Source organism: Pseudomonas sp. HY7a-MNA-CIBAN-0227 (genome assembly GCF_040310325.1).
Taxonomy (GTDB): Bacteria; Pseudomonadota; Gammaproteobacteria; order Pseudomonadales; family Pseudomonadaceae; genus Aquipseudomonas.
On record NZ_JBEOPT010000003.1, the window covers coordinates 64065 to 84053 of the forward strand.

19 protein-coding genes are annotated in these 19989 nt (G+C 61.0%); 7 read left to right on the top strand and 12 right to left on the bottom strand.

What is annotated here, in order from left to right; translation table 11 throughout:
• Positions 1–24: 24 nt before the first annotated feature.
• Together AAEZ06_RS06390 and AAEZ06_RS06395 are read right to left on the bottom strand one after the other, a co-directional pair.
• Positions 25–747, bottom strand: a complete 723-nt coding sequence (locus tag AAEZ06_RS06390; RefSeq protein ID WP_149414284.1) for a TPM domain-containing protein — start codon at positions 745–747, stop codon at positions 25–27.
• A 21-nt stretch (positions 748–768) separates the two neighbouring features.
• Positions 769–1377: a LemA family protein gene (locus tag AAEZ06_RS06395; RefSeq protein ID WP_133099310.1), complete on the bottom strand. Its 609-nt coding sequence runs from the start codon at positions 1375–1377 to the stop codon at positions 769–771.
• Positions 1378–1633: 256 nt separating this feature from the next.
• On the opposite strand from AAEZ06_RS06395, the gene bglX reads away from it, so the two are divergent.
• Positions 1634–3925 carry a beta-glucosidase BglX gene (gene bglX / locus AAEZ06_RS06400; RefSeq protein WP_350613518.1) on the top strand — a complete coding sequence of 764 codons (2292 nt, stop codon included), beginning with the start codon at positions 1634–1636 and terminating at the stop codon, positions 3923–3925.
• An 80-nt stretch (positions 3926–4005) separates the two neighbouring features.
• Here bglX and AAEZ06_RS06405 read toward each other — a convergent pair whose 3' ends face one another.
• From AAEZ06_RS06405 to AAEZ06_RS06440, 8 genes are all read right to left on the bottom strand, one after another.
• Complete coding sequence (locus AAEZ06_RS06405; RefSeq protein WP_149414282.1) at positions 4006–5163, bottom strand: phospholipase D-like domain-containing protein; 1158 nt, start codon at positions 5161–5163, stop codon at positions 4006–4008.
• A 1-nt stretch (position 5164) separates the two neighbouring features.
• On the bottom strand, positions 5165–5755 hold the full coding sequence (locus AAEZ06_RS06410) for a YceI family protein (protein WP_149414281.1): 591 nt from the start codon (positions 5753–5755) through the stop codon (positions 5165–5167).
• 68 nt (positions 5756–5823) lie between these two features.
• On the bottom strand, positions 5824–6597 hold the full coding sequence (locus AAEZ06_RS06415; protein WP_149414280.1) for an IclR family transcriptional regulator: 774 nt from the start codon (positions 6595–6597) through the stop codon (positions 5824–5826).
• 63 nt (positions 6598–6660) lie between these two features.
• Positions 6661–8109 (bottom strand): amidase, encoded by a 1449-nt coding sequence (locus tag AAEZ06_RS06420; RefSeq protein WP_149414279.1) that lies wholly within the window; start codon positions 8107–8109, stop codon positions 6661–6663.
• The gene (locus AAEZ06_RS06425; protein WP_350613521.1) at positions 8106–9416 is read right to left on the bottom strand and encodes a citrate-proton symporter; all 1311 of its coding nucleotides are present in this window, start codon (positions 9414–9416) and stop codon (positions 8106–8108) included. Before AAEZ06_RS06425 ends, AAEZ06_RS06420 begins: the two co-directional genes overlap by 4 nt.
• A gap of 57 nt (positions 9417–9473) precedes the next feature.
• Positions 9474–10649, bottom strand: coding sequence for a M20 aminoacylase family protein (locus AAEZ06_RS06430; protein WP_350613523.1), 1176 nt, complete (start codon positions 10647–10649; stop codon positions 9474–9476).
• Positions 10650–10778: 129 nt separating this feature from the next.
• Complete coding sequence (locus AAEZ06_RS06435) at positions 10779–11093, bottom strand: amidase (protein WP_149414277.1); 315 nt, start codon at positions 11091–11093, stop codon at positions 10779–10781.
• Entirely contained in the window at positions 11090–12181 is a 1092-nt protein-coding gene (locus tag AAEZ06_RS06440) for a serine hydrolase domain-containing protein (protein ID WP_350613772.1), read from the bottom strand. The genes AAEZ06_RS06435 and AAEZ06_RS06440 overlap by 4 nt, the downstream gene beginning before the upstream one ends.
• 638 nt (positions 12182–12819) lie before the next feature.
• On the opposite strand from AAEZ06_RS06440, the gene olsB reads away from it, so the two are divergent.
• On the top strand, positions 12820–13575 hold the full coding sequence (olsB, locus tag AAEZ06_RS06445) for an L-ornithine N(alpha)-acyltransferase (RefSeq protein ID WP_149414275.1): 756 nt from the start codon (positions 12820–12822) through the stop codon (positions 13573–13575).
• Positions 13575–14369 (top strand): lysophospholipid acyltransferase family protein, encoded by a 795-nt coding sequence (locus AAEZ06_RS06450; RefSeq protein WP_149414274.1) that lies wholly within the window; start codon positions 13575–13577, stop codon positions 14367–14369. Before olsB ends, AAEZ06_RS06450 begins: the two co-directional genes overlap by 1 nt.
• On the opposite strand, the gene AAEZ06_RS06455 is transcribed toward AAEZ06_RS06450, so the two are convergent.
• Positions 14366–14941, bottom strand: coding sequence for an acyl carrier protein phosphodiesterase (locus AAEZ06_RS06455; RefSeq protein WP_350613526.1), 576 nt, complete (start codon positions 14939–14941; stop codon positions 14366–14368). The two genes, AAEZ06_RS06450 and AAEZ06_RS06455, sit on opposite strands and share 4 nt — an antisense overlap.
• A gap of 154 nt (positions 14942–15095) precedes the next feature.
• On the opposite strand from AAEZ06_RS06455, the gene AAEZ06_RS06460 reads away from it, so the two are divergent.
• The 3 genes from AAEZ06_RS06460 to AAEZ06_RS06470 are packed head-to-tail and all read left to right on the top strand — an operon-like array spanning position 15096 to position 17669.
• Positions 15096–15410: an ArsR/SmtB family transcription factor gene (locus AAEZ06_RS06460; protein ID WP_133099323.1), complete on the top strand. Its 315-nt coding sequence runs from the start codon at positions 15096–15098 to the stop codon at positions 15408–15410.
• A gap of 12 nt (positions 15411–15422) precedes the next feature.
• Positions 15423–16589: an MFS transporter gene (locus AAEZ06_RS06465; protein WP_350613528.1), complete on the top strand. Its 1167-nt coding sequence runs from the start codon at positions 15423–15425 to the stop codon at positions 16587–16589.
• Positions 16590–16613: 24 nt separating this feature from the next.
• Positions 16614–17669 (top strand): alkene reductase, encoded by a 1056-nt coding sequence (locus AAEZ06_RS06470; protein ID WP_350613530.1) that lies wholly within the window; start codon positions 16614–16616, stop codon positions 17667–17669.
• Between the two features lie 274 nt (positions 17670–17943).
• On the opposite strand, the gene emhR is transcribed toward AAEZ06_RS06470, so the two are convergent.
• On the bottom strand, positions 17944–18576 hold the full coding sequence (emhR, locus tag AAEZ06_RS06475) for an efflux system transcriptional repressor EmhR (RefSeq protein WP_149414270.1): 633 nt from the start codon (positions 18574–18576) through the stop codon (positions 17944–17946).
• A gap of 265 nt (positions 18577–18841) precedes the next feature.
• Here emhR and AAEZ06_RS06480 point away from each other — a divergent pair, with 265 nt between their 5' ends.
• On the top strand, positions 18842–19987 hold the full coding sequence (locus AAEZ06_RS06480; RefSeq protein ID WP_350613533.1) for an efflux RND transporter periplasmic adaptor subunit: 1146 nt from the start codon (positions 18842–18844) through the stop codon (positions 19985–19987).
• Positions 19988–19989: the final 2 nt, after the last annotated feature.

Sequence of the window (19989 nt, forward strand, 5' to 3'; positions counted from 1 at the left end):
GTAGATGCTCTTTAGTTATTGTCATTACCAGCCGCCCGAGGCCCCGCCACCGCCGAAACCACCACCGCCGCCTCGGAACCCGCCGCCTCCGCCACCGCCGCCACGTCCACTGCTGCTGAGGATCGCCAGCAGGATCGCGCCTACCGGCAGCCCCATGCGATTGCACAGCCACAACACCACCAGCAGCATAATGAACAAGCCGATGGAGAACACCGGATTGTCCTTGGCAAAGTTGGCGTCCGCCACATGGGCCGGCACAGCCAGCGGGTCGCCGCCCACCACCTGCAGCATTGCCGCGACACCGTCACTGATGCCCTTGCTGAAGTTGCCGGTCTTGAACGCCGGAGCAATCACCTGATTAATGATTACCCAGGACTGCGCATCGGTGAGCACGCCTTCCAGGCCGTAGCCGACTTCAATGCGCAACTGGCGCTCATCCCGGGCAACGATCAACAGCGCGCCGTTGTCCTTGCCCTTCTGGCCGATACCCCAGTGGCGGCCCAATTGATAACCGTAGTCTTCAATAGGCACACCTTGCAGGTCGGGCACCGTGACGACCACGATCTGGTCGCCGCTGGTTTGCTCCAGCGCCTGCAATTGCTGGGTCAGTTGCTCGCGCACCGCCAGGTCGATCATCTGGGCGCTGTCCACCACCCGCCCGGTCAGCGCCGGAAACGTCAGCGCCGCCTGGGCGGTGGTCACACATGCCAGGAGCCACAGCGCCAGGCCTATCCTTAGTACACGCATCTACACCTCATTGAAGCCTGATCAGAACTTCACTTGCGGCGCTTTATCGGCATCGGCACTGGTAGCTTCGAAGTTCGCGCGAATCGGCAAGTCGCTGTACATCACGCTGTGCCACAGGCGACCGGGGAAGGTACGGATCTCGGTGTTGTAGGCCTGCACAGCAGCAATAAAGTCGCGACGGGCCACGCTGATGCGGTTTTCCGTGCCTTCAAGCTGCGATTGCAGGGCCAGGAAGTTCTGGTTGGCCTTCAGGTCCGGATAACGCTCGGACACCACCATCAAACGGCTGAGGGCGCCGCTCAAACCATCCTGGGCTTGCTGGAACTGCTTGAGTTTTTCCGGGTTGTCGAGGGTGCTGGCATCGACCTGGATCGAGGTGGCCTTGGCCCGCGCTTCAATCACGGCGGTGAGGGTGTCCTGCTCATGGGCGGCGTAGCCCTTGACCACTGCCACCAGGTTGGGGATCAGGTCAGCACGCCGTTGATACTGGTTCTGCACCTGGGCCCAGGCAGCCTTGGCCTGTTCGTCCAGAGTGGGAATCTTGTTGATGCCGCAACCGCTCAGCACCGTGCTGATCAGTAGCAATGCCGCGGCTTTCCAGCCCCATCGAAAACCTTGTGCTGCTTGCATGGTGTTTCTCCTGCCGACCCTATGGAATTTGACGACTAACCCTTTCATCACGCGCTTGGGGCATAATCCGCCACCACTGGATTGCATCGAGGCAATCAGCTAAAAGATGCCCAGCGCGAATAAGAGTTCAGAAGTGTGCTGCATTTATCTGAACAACACCCGAACAACAATAGACGCTCCCCACATTTTGGCCGAGCAGCGCTCCCAGTCAGTGCTGCATGCCCTTAATAAGAATGTGAGCCGGCAAAGGATATCCATGAAGAAGCTGTGTTTGCTCGGCCTTGTTGCCACTCTAGCCAGTCACCCCGTATTTGCCGAGACAAAGCCTGCTGCGCTCAAGGACAAGGACGCCTTCGTCAGCGACCTGATGAAACAGATGACCCTCGATGAAAAGATCGGCCAGTTGCGCCTGATCAGCATCGGCCCGGAAATGCCTCGGGAAATGATTCGCAAGGAAATCGCCGCGGGTAACATCGGTGGCACTTTCAATTCGATCACCCGTCCGGAAAACCGTCCGATGCAGGACGCGGCCATGCGCAGCCGCTTGAAGATCCCGATGTTCTTCGCCTATGACGTGATCCACGGCCACCGGACCATTTTCCCCATCAGCCTGGCCCTCGCTTCCAGCTGGGACATGGACGCTATTGGCCGCTCCGGGCGCGTTGCTGCCCAGGAAGCCGCTGCCGACAGCCTCGACATCACCTTCGCGCCGATGGTCGATATTTCCCGCGACCCGCGCTGGGGCCGAACTTCCGAAGGTTTTGGCGAAGACACCTACCTGGTGTCGCGCATTGCCGAGGTGATGGTCAAGGCCTTCCAGGGCACCAGCGCCGCCAAGGCCGACAGCATCATGGCCAGCGTCAAGCACTTCGCCCTGTACGGCGCGGTGGAAGGCGGTCGCGACTACAACGTGGTCGACATGAGCCCGGTGAAGATGTACCAGGATTACCTGCCGCCCTACCACGCAGCGATCAAGGCCGGTGCCGGCAGCGTGATGGTGGCCCTGAACTCCATCAACGGCGTGCCCGCCACCGCCAACACCTGGTTGATGAACGACCTGCTGCGCAAAGAGTGGGGCTTCAAGGGCCTGGCCGTGAGCGATCACGGCGCCATCTTCGAACTGATCAAGCACGGCGTGGCGAAAGACGGTCGCGAAGCGGCCAAACTGGCGATCAAGGCTGGTATCCACATGAGCATGAACGACCAGCTCTACGGCAAGGAATTGCCCGTTTTGCTGAAGTCCGGCGAGATCGAACAAAGCGACATCGACAACGCTGTGCGCGAAGTGCTCGGCGCCAAGTACGACATGGGCCTGTTCGCCGACCCGTACCTGCGTATCGGCAAGGCCGAGGATGACCCGGTCGACACCTACGCCGAAAGCCGCCTGCACCGCGCCGAAGCCCGTGACGTAGCGCGCCGCAGCCTGGTGTTGCTGAAAAATCAGAACGACACCCTGCCGCTGAAAAAATCCGCCACCATCGCCCTGGTGGGCCCGCTGGCCAAGGCGCCGATCGACATGATGGGCAGTTGGGCCGCTGCCGGTAAACCTGCGCAATCGGTGACCTTGCTGGACGGCATGAACGCCGTCATCGGCGAAAAAGGCAAGGTGATCTATGCCCGAGGCGCCAACATCACTGCTGAAAAAGCGGTGGTCGACTACCTGAACTTCCTCAACTTCGACGCCCCGGAAGTAGTAGACGACCCGCGTTCGGCGCAGGTGATGATCGACGAAGCGGTCAAGGCCGCCAAGCAGGCTGACGTTGTCGTTGCGGCCGTGGGCGAGTCCCGTGGCATGTCCCACGAATCGTCCAGTCGCACCGACCTGAACATCCCGCAAAGCCAGCGGGACCTGATCAAGGCCTTGAAAGCCACCGGCAAACCGCTGGTATTGGTGCTGATGAATGGCCGTCCTCTGTCGATTCTCGAAGAGAACCAACAGGCTGACGCGATCCTGGAAACCTGGTTCGCCGGTACCGAAGGCGGTAACGCCATTGCCGACGTGCTGTTCGGCGACTACAACCCGTCGGGCAAGCTGCCAATCACCTTCCCACGCTCGGTAGGGCAGATCCCTACCTACTACAACCACCTGAGCATTGGCCGGCCGTTTACGCCGGGCAAACCGGGCAACTACACCTCGCAGTACTTCGATGACACCACCGGGCCGCTGTTCCCGTTCGGTTATGGCCTGAGCTACACCAGCTTCAGCCTGTCGGACATGGCGCTGTCGTCCACCACCCTGAACAAGACCGGCAAGCTCGACGCCAGCGTGACGGTGCAAAACACCGGCAAGGTGGATGGCGAAACCGTGGTGCAGTTGTATATCCGGGACGTGGCCGGTTCGATGATTCGCCCGATCAAGGAGCTGAAAAGCTTCCAGAAGATCATGCTCAAGGCTGGGGAAGAGCGCGTTGTGCACTTCACCATCACCGAGGAAGACTTGAAGTTCTACAACACCCAGCTGAAATTCGCCGCAGAACCGGGCGAGTTCAATGTACAGATCGGGCTGGACTCCCAGGATGTGAAGCAGCAGAGCTTTGAATTGCTCTAACAGAGAAGAAGTGATGTGTTCCCTTATGGCGAGCGGGCTTGCCCGCTCGCCACAATAAGCCTTCTCGCTACAACAGCTTCTTAGCCTCTTCGGTCCAGCAAATTGACCACCAACCGGTCAATCCAACCCCACACCCGCTGTTTGACCCGTCGCCATAACGGCCGCGCCTTCCATACCTCCAGGCTCACCGCCTGGCTCTGGGCAAAGTCGCGCTCGAAACTGCCCGCCACCGCCAGCGTCAACGCAGGGTCCAGCGCTTCCAGGTTGGCTTCCAGGTTGAAGCGCAGGTTCCAGTGATCAAAGTTACACGAGCCGATACTCACCCAGTCATCCACCAGCACCATCTTCAGGTGCAGGAAGCACGGCTGATATTCGAAGATCTTCACCCCAGACCTGAGCAGACGCGGGTAGTAACGGTGCCCGGCGTAGCGCACCGACGGGTGATCGGTACGCGGCCCGGTGAGCAGCAAACGCACATCGACACCACGCCCCGCCGCCCGGCGCAGGGAACGACGCACGCTCCAGGTGGGCAGGAAGTACGGCGTGGCCAGCCAGATACGCTGCTGGCCGCTGTTCAGCGCGCGGATTAACGATTGCAGGATATCGCGATGTTGACGGGCGTCAGCGTAAGCCACCCGGCCCAGACCATCCCCGGTGGCCGGCACCTTGGGCAAACGCGGCAGGCCAAAGTTGGTCGCAGGCTTCCAGGCGGTGCGGTCATCGTTGGCCAGCCATTGCCGGTCGAACAACGCCTGCCAGTCCAGCACCAGGGGGCCGGTGATTTTCACCATCACCTCGTGCCAGTCACAGGTATCTTGCCCCGGCGTCCAAAATTCGTCGGTCACACCCGTACCGCCAACGACGGCGACGGTCTGGTCGATCAACAGCAGTTTGCGGTGATCGCGGTAGAAGTTGCGCACCCAACGGCGCCAGCTCAGGCGATTGTAGAAACGCAGCTCTACACCGGCATCGATCAAGCGCCGACGCAGGCTAAGGGTAAACGCCAGGCTGCCGTAATCATCGAACAGGCAACGCACTCGTACGCCGCGTTCTGCTGCCTGAACCAGTGCCTGGACCATGGCCTCGGCACAAGCGCCCGCCTCCACCAGGTACAGCTCCAGCTCCACCTGTTGTTCGGCGCGGGCAATACCCACCAGCATCTGCGGGAAAAAATTGGGGCCGTCGATCAACAACTCGAAACGGTTGGCGCTGCGCCACGGGAACACCGCGCCGCTCATGTCAGCGCGCCGTGAAAATCAGCACCGCACCCACCGGCACCGATAGGCTGATCGCTTCCAGGCCCGCCGCTTTACGCAAGGCGGCCACCCCTGGCAGCAGGTCGAAATCTTCGGCGTGGAGCACCAGCGGTTCCAGGGTCACCACCTGGAAACGCCGGTCATCGAGGCGGGTCGCCAGCAGTTCGCTGTCGTAGGTCTGGGTCTTGCCGTGCAACGTCACCGACAGTGGCAGGCGCAGCTCCAGTTGCGCGCCAGCGGCCAGGTCGTTGATCGGTTGCAGATTGATCTGGGCGCTGACCAACGCGTCGGGAAAGGTCTTGATCTCGAACAGCTCATTGCGCATGCGCTCGTCACGCAGGGGAATGCCGCTGTTAACCGACTCCAACTCAACCTCAAGCTGCGCCGCGCCTTTGCTGTCGACCTTGCCGTGCAACACCAGAAAGCGGTGGACTTCAGCGATGTTGGTGTTCTTGGTGGTGACAAACGACAGGCGTGAGGATTCGTTGTCCAGATACCAGTCAGCGTGGGCAGGCACGACGGCACCGGCCAGCAGCAAGAAAGCGAAGGGTTTGAACAGGACCGTGTTGAACATAAGGACTCATGGGGCGAAAAACCTGAGCGAACAGTAGCAAAGACCCCGTGTAGGCGCGAGGGGGACGCCTACAGGCAGAGCGCCTGCTGCACATCCCGAACCGTCGATGCCAGGCTGGCCAGGTGCAAACTCAACACCCGCTCCACCGGCGCCTGGTGCATCGGCCAGTGCAGCGCCATGCTGCCCACCAGCCGGCCATTGGCGCGCACCGGCAAGGCCACGGCGCGAATCAGGAACGGCAGGCGCACCGGGTATTCCCAATGACCTTCGGTGCGCTGGCCAAAGCCCTGATGCTGGGATTGCTCGCAAGCGCGGTACTGCTCATCCGCCGCCACCTGATCACGGCCAGCCAGGCGCTGCACTTCATCGTGTGACAGTTGCGCCAGGCACGCCTTGCCCATCGCCGAGTGAAACAGGCTGGCATGCTGGCCGACGATCTGGCAGTTGTTCGGATAGAGCTTGCGCAACACCGTGGGGATCGCGCTTTCCATCACCTCCAGGCGCTCGCCGTCAAAGCTAGACAAGTCCACCACCAGCCCGGTGCGCTCGCTGAGATCCAGCAGCCAGGGCGCCGCGCTTTCCACCAGGTGGCGCTTGAAGCGTTGCTGGGTATCACCAAATAGTCGCTGGGCGCTCAAGCGATAACGCCGGTCGCTCAAGCCACGGAAAATCCAGCCCTGTTCCTGCAAGGTCAGCAACATCCGCGACACCGTGGCCTTGGGTAAGTGAGTCAGGTAATGCAACTCTTCCAGCCCCAGCGCCTGATGCTCGCCGAGCAACTCGATGATTGCCAGCGCCCGCTCCACTGAACGCACGGTGCCCGTGTCGGCGTTGCTGCCCATAGGTCGATCTCCTTTAGCCTGCGGATGATCTTTTTTCACAGCAAGATACAGGCCCACTACGACTCAGCCGGTCGAGACCAGGCACGCTGGAGGACGCCGTTGCACCCAATGCGTCAGCTGTTCATGGGCATAAGCCAGCTGCAATACCGCCCGATCCGCCTGGGCGGGGCCGATGATTTGCAGGCCCATGGGCAGGCCCTGAGGGTTGAAGCCCACCGGGATGCTCATGCTCGGCAGACCGGCCAGGGTCGGGCCGATCACCACCTCCATCCAGCGGTGATAGGTATCCATTTCACGCCCGCCAACGATGCGCGGCCAAGGTTGTTGTGCATCGAAAGGGAACACTTGGGCGGTGGGCAACAGCAGGAAATCGTAACGTTCGAACAATTTGCCGAGGGCGCGGTACCAGTCGCTGCGATTGACCGACGCCTGGTACACCTGCGCCGCACTCAGGAGCAAGCCGCCCTCCACTTCCCATTGCGCTTCGGGCTTGAGTAAACGACGCTTTTGTGGATCAGCATAAGCGGCGCCCAGGCTGCCCTGCACCAGCCAGTGGCGATGCACCAGCCAGGTCTGCCACAGCCGTTGCATGGCAAAATCCGGCTGGCAGTTTTCGACAGCACAACCAAGCGCAGTGAAATCGCCAAGGGCCGACTCGCACAAATCCAGCACGCCATCTTCCATCGGCAAATAGCCGTTGTAGTCCCCCAGCCAGCCCAGGCGCGCGCCCTTGAAGTCGCGCTGCAAGGGTTGACCAAATATTGCCGGAGCATCCTTGAGGGACAGCGGCACCCGAGGGTCGTAGCCCGCCTGGGTGCTCAACAGCTGCGCCACGTCCGCCACGCTGCGGCCCATCGGGCCTTCAGTGGCCAGTTGTTGGACAAACAACTCTGGCGCCGGCCCATGGGGTACGCGGCCCTGGGATGGGCGCAAACCAAACACGTTATTGAACGCCGCTGGGTTGCGCAGCGATCCCATCATGTCGCTGCCATCGGCCACCGGCAGCATGCGCAGCGCCAGGGCGACTGCTGCCCCGCCGCTGCTGCCACCCGCCACAAGCGTCGGGTCGTAGGCGTTGCCGGTGGTGCCGAACAGCGTGTTGTAGGTCTGCGAACCCAGGCCGAACTCCGGGACATTGGTCTTGCCGATAATGATCGCGCCGCTGGCCCGCACCCGCGCCACGCTGATCGCATCTTCAGAGGGTACTTGGTCGGCAAACAGCGGCGAACCAAGGGTGGTGCGCAAGCCCTTGGTGGCCGCCAGGTCCTTGATCGCCTGGGGCATACCGTGCATCCAGCCACGGGATTGGCCCTTGTCCAGCTCCCGGTCGCAGGCCTGCGCTTCGGCCAGCACATCCTCGTGGGAACGCAATGAAACCAGCGCATTGACCGCCGGATTGAAGCGCTCGATCTGCGCCAGGTACGCTTGCATCACTTCATGGCAGGACACTTGCCGGGCATGGATCGCCCGTGACAGTTGCACGGCATCCAGTTCAACAATCTCAGGACTCAAGGTTTGACCTCACTGGATAATGGCACCGGTCTCGAAGCCCGTGGCGCCTCATGCATGCAGTAAGTACCCAGCAGTGTCAGGACGCAAGCGAACAGCACATAAAACGCCGGTGCCACCGGAGTGCCCAGGACCTTGCTTAGCCAAGTCACGATCAGCGGCGCAAAGCCACCAAACACCATCACGGCCACGTTGTAGGCCACCGACACGCCGGTGGAGCGCACTTCAATGGGAAACTGCTCGGCCAGGGCCGTCGGCGCCGGGCCGAAAAAGCCGCCAATGGCCGTGCACAGCATCACCTGCATCACCAGCAACCGTTCGATGGACGGCGCCGCCGCGACCCAGACATACAGCGGATAGACCATCACAAAAAACGCCAGGGTGAAGGCCATCAATACCGGTCGACGTCCGAGCCGATCCGAGAGCAGGCCGGACAACGGAATGACCACGGTCATCAGCGCCACCGCGAACATCTGCACCATCAGCACCTGATCCAGCGGCAGGCCAAGGTTCTTGTGGGCAAACGTCGGCATGTTCACCAGCACCACGTAGAACGACACCGTCGCCCCGCACGCCAGGCCCATGGACACCAGGATGCTGCGCCGGTGATCGCGGATGACTTGCATCAGCGTCGGCGCCGGGCCTCGGGCCTGTTTGCGCGCCTCGATAAATTCTTCGGGGTCTTCCATGTGCCGGCGAATCCACAAGCCCACCGGGCCAATCAGCAGACCAAAGATAAATGGCAGGCGCCAGCCCCACAGTTCGAGGGCTTCGGGAGAAAAGAAGTGGGTGACCAGCGCCACCATCGCCGCGCCGCCAAACACCGCCATGCACTGCCCCACCAACTGCCAGGAGCCATACAACCCCTTGCGATGGGCCGGTGCGCTTTCCACCAGGAACGCCGTGGCACTGGCGTATTCGCCGCCCGTGGCAAAACCCTGGAGCATGCGCGCCACGACGATCAGCAGCGGCGCCCCCATGCCGATAGCGGCGTAGTTGGGCGCAAAGGCAATCAACGCGATGGACACCGTCATCAGGCGGATGATCAGTTGCATCGCCGCCTTGCGACCTTTGCGGTCCGAATACATGCCCAGCAGAACCCCACCCACCGGGCGCATGAAGAAGCCGACGCCGAAGGTCGCCAGGGCCATCAATAACGACGCGTATTCATCGTCAGAGGGGAAAAACTGCCGAGCGATGATGCTGGCCAGAAAGCCGTAGACGATGAAGTCGTACCATTCCAGAGCGTTGCCGATCACCGCCGCGACCACTTGCCGGGTACGGGACACACTTTTTATTGAAGTCTGCATGAAAACACTCCATTCAACCTGTTGGGGAAAGGTCCAGCGGCAGAAAAAAATGTTTCGTCAGGCAGGCTTAAGCCAGCTCTCGGCCAGCGCGCCCCAGTAGGCGGCGCCGGTCAGCAGGATGTCGTCGTTGAAGTCATAGGCTGGGTTGTGAACCATCGGCCGCGACACGCCGTTGCCGATAAACAGGTAACTGCCGGGGCAGCGTTGCAGCATCCAGGCAAAGTCTTCGCTGCCCATCAGTTTGGGGGTGTTGGCGTCGACGGCGGCTTCGCCGAGCAAGGCGACGCCGACCTGGCGGGCGAATTCAGTTTCCTCGGGGTGGTTGACCAGCACCGGGTAGGCCGGGCGGTGTTCGATCTGTGCAGTACAGCCAAAACTGGCGGCCTGGGTCAGGATGATCGCCTTGACCCGTTCCAGCATCTGCTCGCGCACCGGCGCGTTAAGGGCCCGCAAGCTCAGGCGCAGCACCGCTTGCTGGGGAATCACGTTGGCTGCCTGGCCCGCTTGCAAGGCGCCAACCGTTACCACTGCAGCTTCCTGGGCATTGATATTGCGCGACACCACCGTCTGCAGGGCCATGACCATACTGGCCGCCGCCACCAGCGGGTCCACCGTCAGATGCGGCATGGAGCCATGGCCGCCGACGCCTTCGAGGGTCACGGTCAGCAGGTCCTGGGACGCCATCATCGGCCCGGCCCGCAGGCCCAGGTGGCCGGCGGGCAGGCCCGGCATGTTGTGCATGCCGAACAGCGCATCGCAGGGAAAACGCTCCAGCAAACCGTCGCCGAGCATCGCTTCGGCGCCGCCTTGGCCTTCTTCGGCGGGCTGGAAAATCAGGTTCAGGGTGCCGTCGAACTGACGGGTCGCGGCCAGGTAACGAGCGGCGCCCAGCAGCATGGTGGTGTGGCCGTCGTGACCGCAGGCGTGCATGCAACCGCTGTGTTGGCTGCTGTAGGCGACGCCGGTGTTTTCGATGATCGGCAGCGCATCCATGTCGGCGCGAATCCCCAGTTTTCGCGAGCTGCTACCGTTGCGCAGCACACCGACCACGCCGGTCTGGCCGATACCGGTGTGGACATCAAAGCCCCAGTCTCTAAGGGATTGCGCTACGAGGGCCGAGGTGCGGTTTTCTTCAAAGCCCAATTCGGGGTGCGCGTGGATGTCCTGGCGCACGGCGTGCAGGTCGCTGGCGACATCGCTCAGCCAATCCAGAATGTGCTGGTGTGGGCTCATGGTGATTCTCCTCGCAGGCGGGTGTTCCCGTTCTTTTTCGCGGCGCGCAGCAGCGCGTTCGTGGCACACCGTCAGATAACCGCGATGGGCACGCGAGGACAATCAAAGGTGGTTCCACCCTGTGGAACATCAGGGTGTCAGTCGGCAACCCTGGCGTTCGTCCAGCCATTGGGCGCTGTGGGTGCGGCCCAGTCCGCTGACGATGACCAAGCGCTTTTCGGTGTTATCGACGAAGGCGCTGGTGGGCACGTATTGCTTTACATAACCCTGGCAATACTCGGCCGGGTTGCCTTGCACATAACGGCAGGAGCAGTACTCCTTGGCGGTGTAGGCCGCAATGATGTCCGGGAAAGCTTGCAGGTTGGCCCGTTCGTGCCAAACCCAGCCCAACAGGGCCAGCATGAGCACGATCATCAGGCTACTGAACGGACGACGGCGGATCATGGTTGCACCTGTTGGGCCACGGCGGCGAGCACACGCTTGAGCAATTCGTTATGGCGATAGCTGCCGTCGCGGTCGTCGCCGTAGCGCACGATCACCAGGTGTTCGTCGGGCATCACGTACAGCGCCTGCCCCAAGTGACCCAGGGCCGCGAAGGTATCGGCGGGAGCATCTGGCCAAGGCCTCGCGGCGCCCTGGACTTCGCGATTGAGCCACCAATGACCACCAGGGACGGCTTCGTCCTGGCCGGGCGTGTACTTGTCAAAGGGCTGGCGGTTGAAGGCTACCCATTCCTGGGGCAGCAACTGGCGTTCACGCCAACGGCCGCCGCGCGCCATCAACAGGCCGATCCGCGCCAGGTCCCGTGCGGTGAGGTAGGCGTAGGACGAGGCGACAAAGGTTTCGTCAGCGTCGCTTTCCCAAGTGGCGTTGCGGATGCCCAAGGGATCGAACAGCGCGGTCCACGGGTAATCGACATAGGCTTTGTGGCCGAGCATGCCTTTTAATGCGGCGGACAGCAGGTTGCTGTCACCGCTGGAGTAACGGAAGGCCTGACCCGGCGCGCTGAAGGTACCGGTGTCGGCGGTGAACATCGCCATGTCGGCGCGGCCACGGGTGTAGAGCATCGCAACCACCGAGGATTTCAGCGGTGCGTACTCATAGTCTTCCTGCCAATTCAGGCCCGAGGCCCAGTGCAGCAGGTCGGCCATGGTCACAGCCGGATGCTGTTTCATCGGCGGGTAAAAACGCGCGGCCGGGTCGGTCAATTTGAAGCGGTTCTCGCCATAGGCCACGCCCAGCACTGTGGCCATCAGGCTTTTGCTGATGGACCAGGTCAGGTGCGGGGTCGTTGTCGTGGTGGGCGCTGCGTAACGTTCGTAGATCACTTCACCGTCACGAATGACCAGCAGCGCGTCGGTGCGGATGCCCTTGCGGGTGGTGTCGTCACGGGGAGGGAAGGCGTAGTCGTCGAGGGCCCGGGTGGCCGGGCCGGCAAGTTGTGGGCCTTGGGACCAGTCTTTGATAGGCCAGGTTTGGGCGTGAGCCGTGACGGCGAACAACAGGGCGGCGCACAACAGGCCTTTGAACATGGACGGGGACTCAGGGGGCATTCGAACCCGCGAGCCTAGCTGAGGTAAATGACGGTTTTGCGTCAGGCCGGGTGAGGGGTCCGTGTGTATATCCGTTGCTGCGGTAATGGCTGCCTAAGGTTGCGCTCTTACAGCGGCTCACTTTTAAAGAGCGCAAAAGTAAGCAAAAACGCTCTTGCCCCACCACTTGGTGCCTCGCTGTGGCTCGGCATGCCTTCACTCCGGCATTGCCATCGTGGTTAACGGGGCGCCTTAGATCAAGATCAAGATCAAAAGCAAAAGCACGGCGGCCTGGTAGCCGACCTGAGTGGCGAAAAGCAAAAACGGATCTACTGCCCCTTGTTAACAATGACACGGGCATTTTGAATCACCTCGGAGCCCTCAGGTTCTTTGCGAGCAAGCTCGCTCATAGAAAAGCAGAAAGGACGTAACCCCAAGTCGCCGTTGCTGCAGCAACGGATATGTACTCATTCACATAGATACCAATGCTCCCTGCAGCCCCCCATCAGAATCGTGGCCAGAGCCCTGTCATCTAAGCGTCACCGTAACTTCATGGAGATGACACCGGGGGTACATAGCCTGACTTTGCACAACAAAGTCGACTGGCCGCAACCCTGGCCGGCACCTGGAGACTCGCCATGACTCAGATCGCCCGCATCAGCGACACCGGCAATGAACGCCGTCTGCAAGCCGAACGCCTGATCGGCGCCCAGGCGTTGCAGGAAGCCCAGGCCTTGCGTTTCAACGTGTTCAGCGGCGAGTTCAATGCCAAGCTCAAAGGCGCTGAACTGGGTCTGGACATGGATGACTATGATGTTCACTGCAGCCACATCGGCGTGCGGGATTTGAACAGCGGTCGACTGGTGGCCACTACTCGCCTGCTGGATCACCAGGCCGCCAGCACCTTGGGCCGGTTCTACAGTGAAGAAGAGTTCAGCCTCCACGGCCTGCGCCACTTGCAGGGGCCGATCCTGGAAATCGGGCGCACGTGTGTCGACCCGGCCTACCGCAACGGCGGCACCATCGCCGTGCTCTGGGGCGAGTTGGCCGAAGTCCTCAACCAGGGCGGCTACAGCTACCTGATGGGCTGCGCGAGCATTGCGATGCAAGACGGCGGCATCCAGGCTCACGCGATCATGCAGCGCCTGCGCGAGCGCTATCTGTGCAACGAGCACCTGCGGGCCGAGCCGAAAAAACCGCTGCCAACCCTGGACTTACCGTCCAACGTCATCGCTGAAATGCCGCCATTGCTCAAGGCCTATATGCGCCTGGGAGCGAAGATTTGCGGCGAACCGTGCTGGGACGAGGACTTTCAGGTGGCCGACGTATTTATCCTGCTCAAGCGCGACGAGTTGTGCCCGCGTTATGCCCGCCACTTCAAGGCCGCCATGTGATGGGCCGGCTGCGGGTGTACGGGCGGATTGCCCGCGTGCTGCTGGTGGTGGCGCTGGGCTTGACGATGGCCAGCGTGTTTGGCCTGTTCGAGCGACTGGGGGTGGCCAACTCCATGGTTCGGCGTCAGCGCTGGTCGCGGTTTTTCATGGCGCGGCTGGGTAATGCCCTACCCTTTCGTGTCACCGTTCAGGGTGAGTTGCCGCAACAGCCGATGCTGTGGGTCAGCAACCATGTGTCCTGGACCGACATCCCGCTGCTGGGCATGGTGGCACCGCTGTCGTTCCTGTCCAAGGCCGAAGTGCGCACCTGGCCGGTGGCTGGTTGGCTGGCGGCAAAAGCGGGCAGCCTGTTTATCCGCCGTGGTTCAGGCGACAGCCAGTTGGTTCGTAAACAGATGACCCGGCATCTGGAGCAAAAGCACCCGCTGCTGATGTTCCCGGAAGGCACCACCACCGACGGCCGCGCCCTGCGCACCTTTCATGGGCGGCTGCTGGCCAGTGCCATTGATGCCGACGTGGCACTGCAGCCAGTGGCGATTCGTTATCTGCGCGATGGGCATATCGATCCACTCGCCCCCTTTATTGGCGACGATGATTTGCTGTCGCACCTGATGCGCCTGTTCGGCAATGACCAGGGCGATGTGGAAATTCATCTGCTCAAGCCGATTGCCTGTGCCGGCCAGGAACGGGCAGCGCTGGCGTTCCAGGCGCAGCAGGCGGTGCAGAAGGCGTTGTTTGGCGAGGTGGTACAACCGGCCAAACCACGGCGAGCGGGGGAGTTGGTCGCTGCCTAAACAATGTGCTCTGCGGCAAACACCTGCAACTGGGGATAAAACACCCGGAAGTCCTCACTCAACGGCTCATACAACAGCCGTAACTCCTGCATGGCATGGCCCAGTTCCTCGGGCCGTGTCAGGCGCCGGGAAATCCCCCGAAGCACCGGCTCCATCACCGCAAATTCGCGGTAGGAGCCCAACCAGTCATCCGCCGCCATATACGGTGCAATTTGCGCCAGCCGCCCCGGCAATTGTGGTTCGGCGGCCAGTACCCGGTAAACCTCGGTGGTAAAGCGTTCCAGGGGTTGATCGGCGTACAACGCCCAATCCCGCGCCAGGCAGTGATCAAAAAACACGTCAAGGACGATGCCGGCGTAGCGCCGCCGGGTCAGGCTGAAGCGCGACAGCGCCGCCCCTATCTGCGGATGACTGTCGGTAAACCGGTCAATGCTGCGATGCAGTGCAATGGCCGACTCGACTTGCGGGCTGAACTGACCTTGCAGGCGCCCTTTGACGAAGTCGCCATAGAGGCTGCCCAGCAGTTGCGCAGGAAGTTGGCCGCCAAGGTGCAGATGTGCGAGATAATTCATACTGCGCAGTTTAGCACTGTCATCAACATATCGTTATAACCCGATATATCGATTTGGTCGTCTGTAAGACCAAAATCATATTGGTATATCGCAATATAACGATTTAAAGTTCGCCTAATCGCGATATAACGTTTTACAAAACCCGAGCACTGCCATGTCCATTGACCTCGACGAAATAATAAAAGCCCTGGCGCACCCAGTACGGCGAGACATTCTCAACTGGCTGAAAGACCCGAAAGTGCAGTTCCCCGAACAACTGCACAACCACGAGTACGGCATTTGCGCCGGGCAAATCGACCAGCGTTGCGGCCTCTCTCAGTCCACCGTCTCGGCGCACCTGGCCACCCTGCAACGGGCAGGACTGATCTCCAGCCAGAAAGCCGGCCAGTGGCACTTTTTCCGACGTAATGAAGACGTGATTCAAGCCGTCATCCAAGCCATCACCGAAGAACTCAGCCCACCGCTGTAACAGGACCCGACAATGCCTCTCTCGCTACTCATACTGGCCTTAAGCGCCTTCGCCATTGGCACCACCGAGTTCGTCATCATGGGCCTGCTGCCTGATGTAGCGGCCGACTTGGGTGTGTCGATTCCCGGCGCCGGCTGGCTAGTGACCGGTTACGCCCTGGGCGTGGCCATCGGCGCACCTTTCATGGCACTGGCTACCGCCAAGTTGCCACGCAAAGCCGCGCTGGTAGCGTTGATGGGCATTTTCATCATCGGCAACCTGCTCTGCGCCCTGGCCAGTGATTACAACGTGCTGATGTTTGCCCGTGTCGTGACCGCACTGTGCCACGGCGCCTTCTTTGGTATCGGTTCTGTAGTAGCGGCCAACCTGGTGCCAGCCAACAAACGTGCCTCGGCCGTGGCCCTGATGTTCACCGGCCTGACCCTGGCCAACGTCCTCGGCGTGCCGCTGGGTACCGCACTGGGCCAGGAAGCTGGCTGGCGTTCGACCTTCTTCGCCGTAACGGTAATTGGTGTGATCGCGCTGATCGGCCTGATCCGCTTTCTGCCAGCCAAGCGTGACGAGGAAAAACTCGACATGCGTGCTGAACTCAAGGCCCTCAAGGGCGCTGGCATCTGGTTGTCCCTGGCCATGACCGCGCTGTTTTCGGCGTCGATGTTCACCCTCTTTACCTACGTCGCACCGCTGCTGGGTGATGTCACCGGGGTGTCACCCAAAGGCGTGACCTGGACCCTGCTGCTGATTGGCCTGGGGCTGACCGTGGGCAACATCATCGGCGGCAAGCTGGCGGACAAGCGCCTGGCAGCCACCCTGATCGGCGTGTTTATCAGCATGGCGGTGATCTCCACCGTACTGACCTGGACCAGCGTCGCGTTGATCCCGACTGAAATCACCCTGTTCCTCTGGGCCACCGCTTCGTTTGCCGCCGTGCCGGCGCTGCAGATCAACGTGGTGACCTTCGGCAAGGCCGCGCCAAACCTGGTATCGACCCTGAACATCGGCGCTTTCAACATCGGCAACGCCCTCGGCGCCTGGGTCGGCGGCAGCGTCATCGCCCATGGCTTTGGCCTGACCAGCGTGCCCTTGGCCGCAGCCGCCCTCGCGGTGCTGGCGCTGCTGGTAACGCTGATTACTTTCCGTCAGGGCGGCGATGCCGACCTGGCCCCTGCTACCAACTGATCACTAAAGAGAAGGGTGTATCCCATGACGACTATTTTCGATCCAATCAAACTGGGCGACCTGGAACTGTCCAACCGCATCATCATGGCGCCACTGACCCGCTGTCGTGCCGATGAAGGCCGCGTTCCCAATGCGCTGATGGCTGAATACTACGTACAACGGGCCTCCGCCGGGCTGATCCTCAGCGAAGCCACCTCGGTGACGCCGATGGGCGTGGGTTACCCGGACACGCCGGGTATCTGGTCCAACGACCAGGTTCGCGGCTGGTCCAATATCACCAAGGCCGTTCACGGCGCAGGCGGCAAGATATTCCTGCAACTGTGGCACGTCGGCCGGATCTCCCACGAGTCGTACCTGAACGGTGAAACACCGGTCGCGCCAAGTGCGATCAAGCCAGAAGGTCACGTCAGCCTGGTGCGTCCGCTGGCCGATTACCCGACGCCACGCGCCCTGGAAACCGCTGAAATTGCCGATATCGTCGACGCCTATCGCGTCGGTGCCGAAAACGCCAAGGCCGCTGGCTTTGATGGCGTGGAAGTCCACGGCGCCAACGGTTACCTGCTCGACCAGTTCCTGCAAAGCAGCACCAACCAGCGCACCGACAACTACGGCGGCTCCCTGGAAAACCGTGCACGGCTGATGCTGGAAGTGACTGACGCCGTGATTGAAGTCTGGGGCGCCGGCCGTGTGGGGGTGCATTTGGCACCGCGTGCCGATTCCCATGATATGGGCGACGAGAACCTGTCACAGACCTTCACCTACGTGGCGAAGGAACTGGGCAAACGCGGCATCGCATTTATCTGCTCCCGTGAAAAAGAAGCCGGCGACAGCCTGGGCCCACAACTGAAAGCAGCGTTCGGCGGCCCGTACATCGCCAACGAACGCTTCACCAAAGACAGCGCCAACGCTTGGCTGGCTTCGGGCAAGGCAGACGCGGTGGCTTTCGGCGTACCGTTTATCGCCAACCCGGACCTGCCGGCTCGCCTGAAGGCCGATGCACCGCTAAACGAAGCGCATCCGGAAACCTTCTACGCCAAGGGCCCGGTCGGCTACATCGACTACCCGACTTTGGCGCTCTGATCCGCTAAAGCGCAAAAGCCCCGGCTTGTGAGAACCGGGGCTTTTCTGCACGTCCGTTATCGTTAACGACCTTCGCGAGCAAGCTCGCTCACAGAGCGGCGGGAAACATTCCTTCACAGCCTTGCAACAATATCGCTACAAAATACTTAGTCGACTTCCTATCAACCCTGCGCCAGCCCATATATAAAGTCATTCCACAAAATCAGGCAAAGAGACGATTGACCCACCCTGATCTTTACTGTTGACACAACTGGACGCAATTACGCATTTTGTCTTAATCGCGCAGGCTAGGGCTCAAACGCAGCATGTCCAACGCGATGTCGACCCAACGCTCTGCCTCCTGGTGCAACTGAAAGCTGTCAGGCACCAGCAGCCACTGGCCAAGGATTCCGTCGATATAGGCATGCATGCACACCGCGGCGCGTACGGTGTCGAGATTCTCCGGAAGTTGCCCGCGATGGACCGCGTTACGCAGGGCCAGGCCGATGCACAGGTTGCACTCCAGGCTGGCCGTCTGACGCTGACGGCGCAGATCACACATTTCATCGGTGAATTCGCACTTATGAAACAAAATCTCATTAATGCGCCGGGTCTTCGGGTCCAGGGCTACTTGATGGAACAGATGAATCAACAACTTGCGCATACAGCCCAGCGGGTCGACTTCATCCTCGCTCTCGCTGGCCCTGGCCATTTCATCCAGCGGCTCATGCAGGGTATCGAGCATCGCCTGCACCAGGTCGGCCTTGTTGCTAAAGTGCCAGTAGATGGCACCACGCGTCACGCCTGCCAGCGCCGCGATATCCGCCAGCGTGGTTCGCGCAACCCCGCGCTCGTAAAAAGCCTGCTCGGCGGCCTCAAGTATCTGGCTGCGCGTTTCCTGAGCTTCCTCTTTGGTACGACGAACCATGGCAGTAAAACCTCAATCAGGACACTTGGGGTGGTCGACAACGACCATCTGAATAATTATGGGACAACACCGTCATGGGTGCCGAACGTACTAGAATCTAGGCTTTCAACGGAGAGTTGTGACGAATCCGGGAAACCTGTCAAGAGTTTACAAACAACCATGAACGTAAGTATATTGCGTAGCAAGCTACTTATCCACTCAGTGCCTGTTTTTTACCCTTCCACACTTCTTGTGCGCATCCTGCGTACCTGACCCGAGGATCTTCATGCAACTTAAGCCAGCTGTTACCGCCCTGGTCACTGCCGTCGCCCTGGCATCACTGCTCAGCGGATGTAAAAAGGAAGAGGCGGCTCCACCCGCTCAAACCCCTCAGGTCGGCGTGGTCACTATTCAACCGCAAGCCTTCACCCTGACGTCCGAACTACCGGGCCGCACCACGGCTTACCGCATCGCGGAAGTTCGGCCTCAGGTCAACGGCATCATTCTCAAGCGTCTGTTCAAGGAAGGCGGCGACGTCAAGGAAGGCCAGCAGCTCTATCAGATCGATCCGTCGGTCTATGAGGCCACCCTCAAAAGCGCCCAGGCCAGCCTGTCGCAGACCAAATCGATTGCCGACCGCTACAAGCTATTGGTCAACGAGCAGGCGGTCAGCCGCCAGGAGTACGACACTGCCGTTTCCAACCGCATGCAATCGGAAGCCAGCCTGCAAACGGCCCAGATCAACGTGCGCTACACCAAGGTATTTGCCCCGATCTCCGGGCGTATCGGTCGTTCTTCGGTCACCGAAGGCGCACTGGTCAGCAACGGCCAGACCGACGCCATGGCAGTGATCCAGCAACTGGACCCGATCTACGTCGACGTCACGCAATCCTCCACCGAACTGCTGAAACTGCGTCGCGACATGGAAAGCGGTCAGTTGGAGAAAGCCGGTGACAACGCTGCCAAGGTCAAGTTGACCCTGGAAGACGGCAGCAACTACGGCCTGGAAGGCAGACTGGAGTTCTCCGAAGTCTCGGTGGACGAAAGCACCGGTTCCGTGACCCTGCGCGCCGTGTTCCCCAACCCTGACCACACCCTGCTGCCGGGCATGTTTGTCCACGCACAACTGCAGGCCGGTGTGAACAGCAAGGCCATCCTGGCACCGCAGCAAGGCGTGACCCGTGACCTGCGGGGCATCCCGACCGCGCTGGTGGTCAACCAGGACAACAAGGTTGAACAGCGTGTACTGGTCGCCAACCGCACCACCGGCGCCTATTGGCTGGTGGAAAAAGGCTTGAATGCCGGTGACCGCGTGATCACCGAAGGCTTGCAGTTCATCAAGCCGGGCATCGAGGTCAAGGTCACGGACGCCAAAAACGCCACGGCCGCCGGTACTGCTGCTCCTGCTGCCGCTGCTGGCAAAGGGGAGTAATT

Bases quoted from the DNA above. Each gene is read 5' to 3' on its own strand.
- AAEZ06_RS06390 (WP_149414284.1), bottom strand. From the start codon at position 747: ATGCGTGTACTAAGGATAGGCCTGGCGCTGTGGCTCCTGGCATGTGTG.
- AAEZ06_RS06395 (WP_133099310.1), bottom strand. From the start codon at position 1,377: ATGCAAGCAGCACAAGGTTTTCGATGGGGCTGGAAAGCCGCGGCATTG.
- bglX (WP_350613518.1), top strand. From the start codon at position 1,634: ATGAAGAAGCTGTGTTTGCTCGGCCTTGTTGCCACTCTAGCCAGTCAC.
- AAEZ06_RS06405 (WP_149414282.1), bottom strand. From the start codon at position 5,163: ATGAGCGGCGCGGTGTTCCCGTGGCGCAGCGCCAACCGTTTCGAGTTG.
- AAEZ06_RS06410 (WP_149414281.1), bottom strand. From the start codon at position 5,755: ATGTTCAACACGGTCCTGTTCAAACCCTTCGCTTTCTTGCTGCTGGCC.
- AAEZ06_RS06415 (WP_149414280.1), bottom strand. From the start codon at position 6,597: ATGGGCAGCAACGCCGACACGGGCACCGTGCGTTCAGTGGAGCGGGCG.
- AAEZ06_RS06425 (WP_350613521.1), bottom strand. From the start codon at position 9,416: ATGCAGACTTCAATAAAAAGTGTGTCCCGTACCCGGCAAGTGGTCGCG.
- AAEZ06_RS06430 (WP_350613523.1), bottom strand. From the start codon at position 10,649: ATGAGCCCACACCAGCACATTCTGGATTGGCTGAGCGATGTCGCCAGC.
- AAEZ06_RS06435 (WP_149414277.1), bottom strand. From the start codon at position 11,093: ATGATCCGCCGTCGTCCGTTCAGTAGCCTGATGATCGTGCTCATGCTG.
- AAEZ06_RS06440 (WP_350613772.1), bottom strand. From the start codon at position 12,181: ATGTTCAAAGGCCTGTTGTGCGCCGCCCTGTTGTTCGCCGTCACGGCT.
- olsB (WP_149414275.1), top strand. From the start codon at position 12,820: ATGACTCAGATCGCCCGCATCAGCGACACCGGCAATGAACGCCGTCTG.
- AAEZ06_RS06450 (WP_149414274.1), top strand. From the start codon at position 13,575: ATGGGCCGGCTGCGGGTGTACGGGCGGATTGCCCGCGTGCTGCTGGTG.
- AAEZ06_RS06455 (WP_350613526.1), bottom strand. From the start codon at position 14,941: ATGAATTATCTCGCACATCTGCACCTTGGCGGCCAACTTCCTGCGCAA.
- AAEZ06_RS06460 (WP_133099323.1), top strand. From the start codon at position 15,096: ATGTCCATTGACCTCGACGAAATAATAAAAGCCCTGGCGCACCCAGTA.
- AAEZ06_RS06465 (WP_350613528.1), top strand. From the start codon at position 15,423: ATGCCTCTCTCGCTACTCATACTGGCCTTAAGCGCCTTCGCCATTGGC.
- AAEZ06_RS06470 (WP_350613530.1), top strand. From the start codon at position 16,614: ATGACGACTATTTTCGATCCAATCAAACTGGGCGACCTGGAACTGTCC.
- emhR (WP_149414270.1), bottom strand. From the start codon at position 18,576: ATGGTTCGTCGTACCAAAGAGGAAGCTCAGGAAACGCGCAGCCAGATA.
- AAEZ06_RS06480 (WP_350613533.1), top strand. From the start codon at position 18,842: ATGCAACTTAAGCCAGCTGTTACCGCCCTGGTCACTGCCGTCGCCCTG.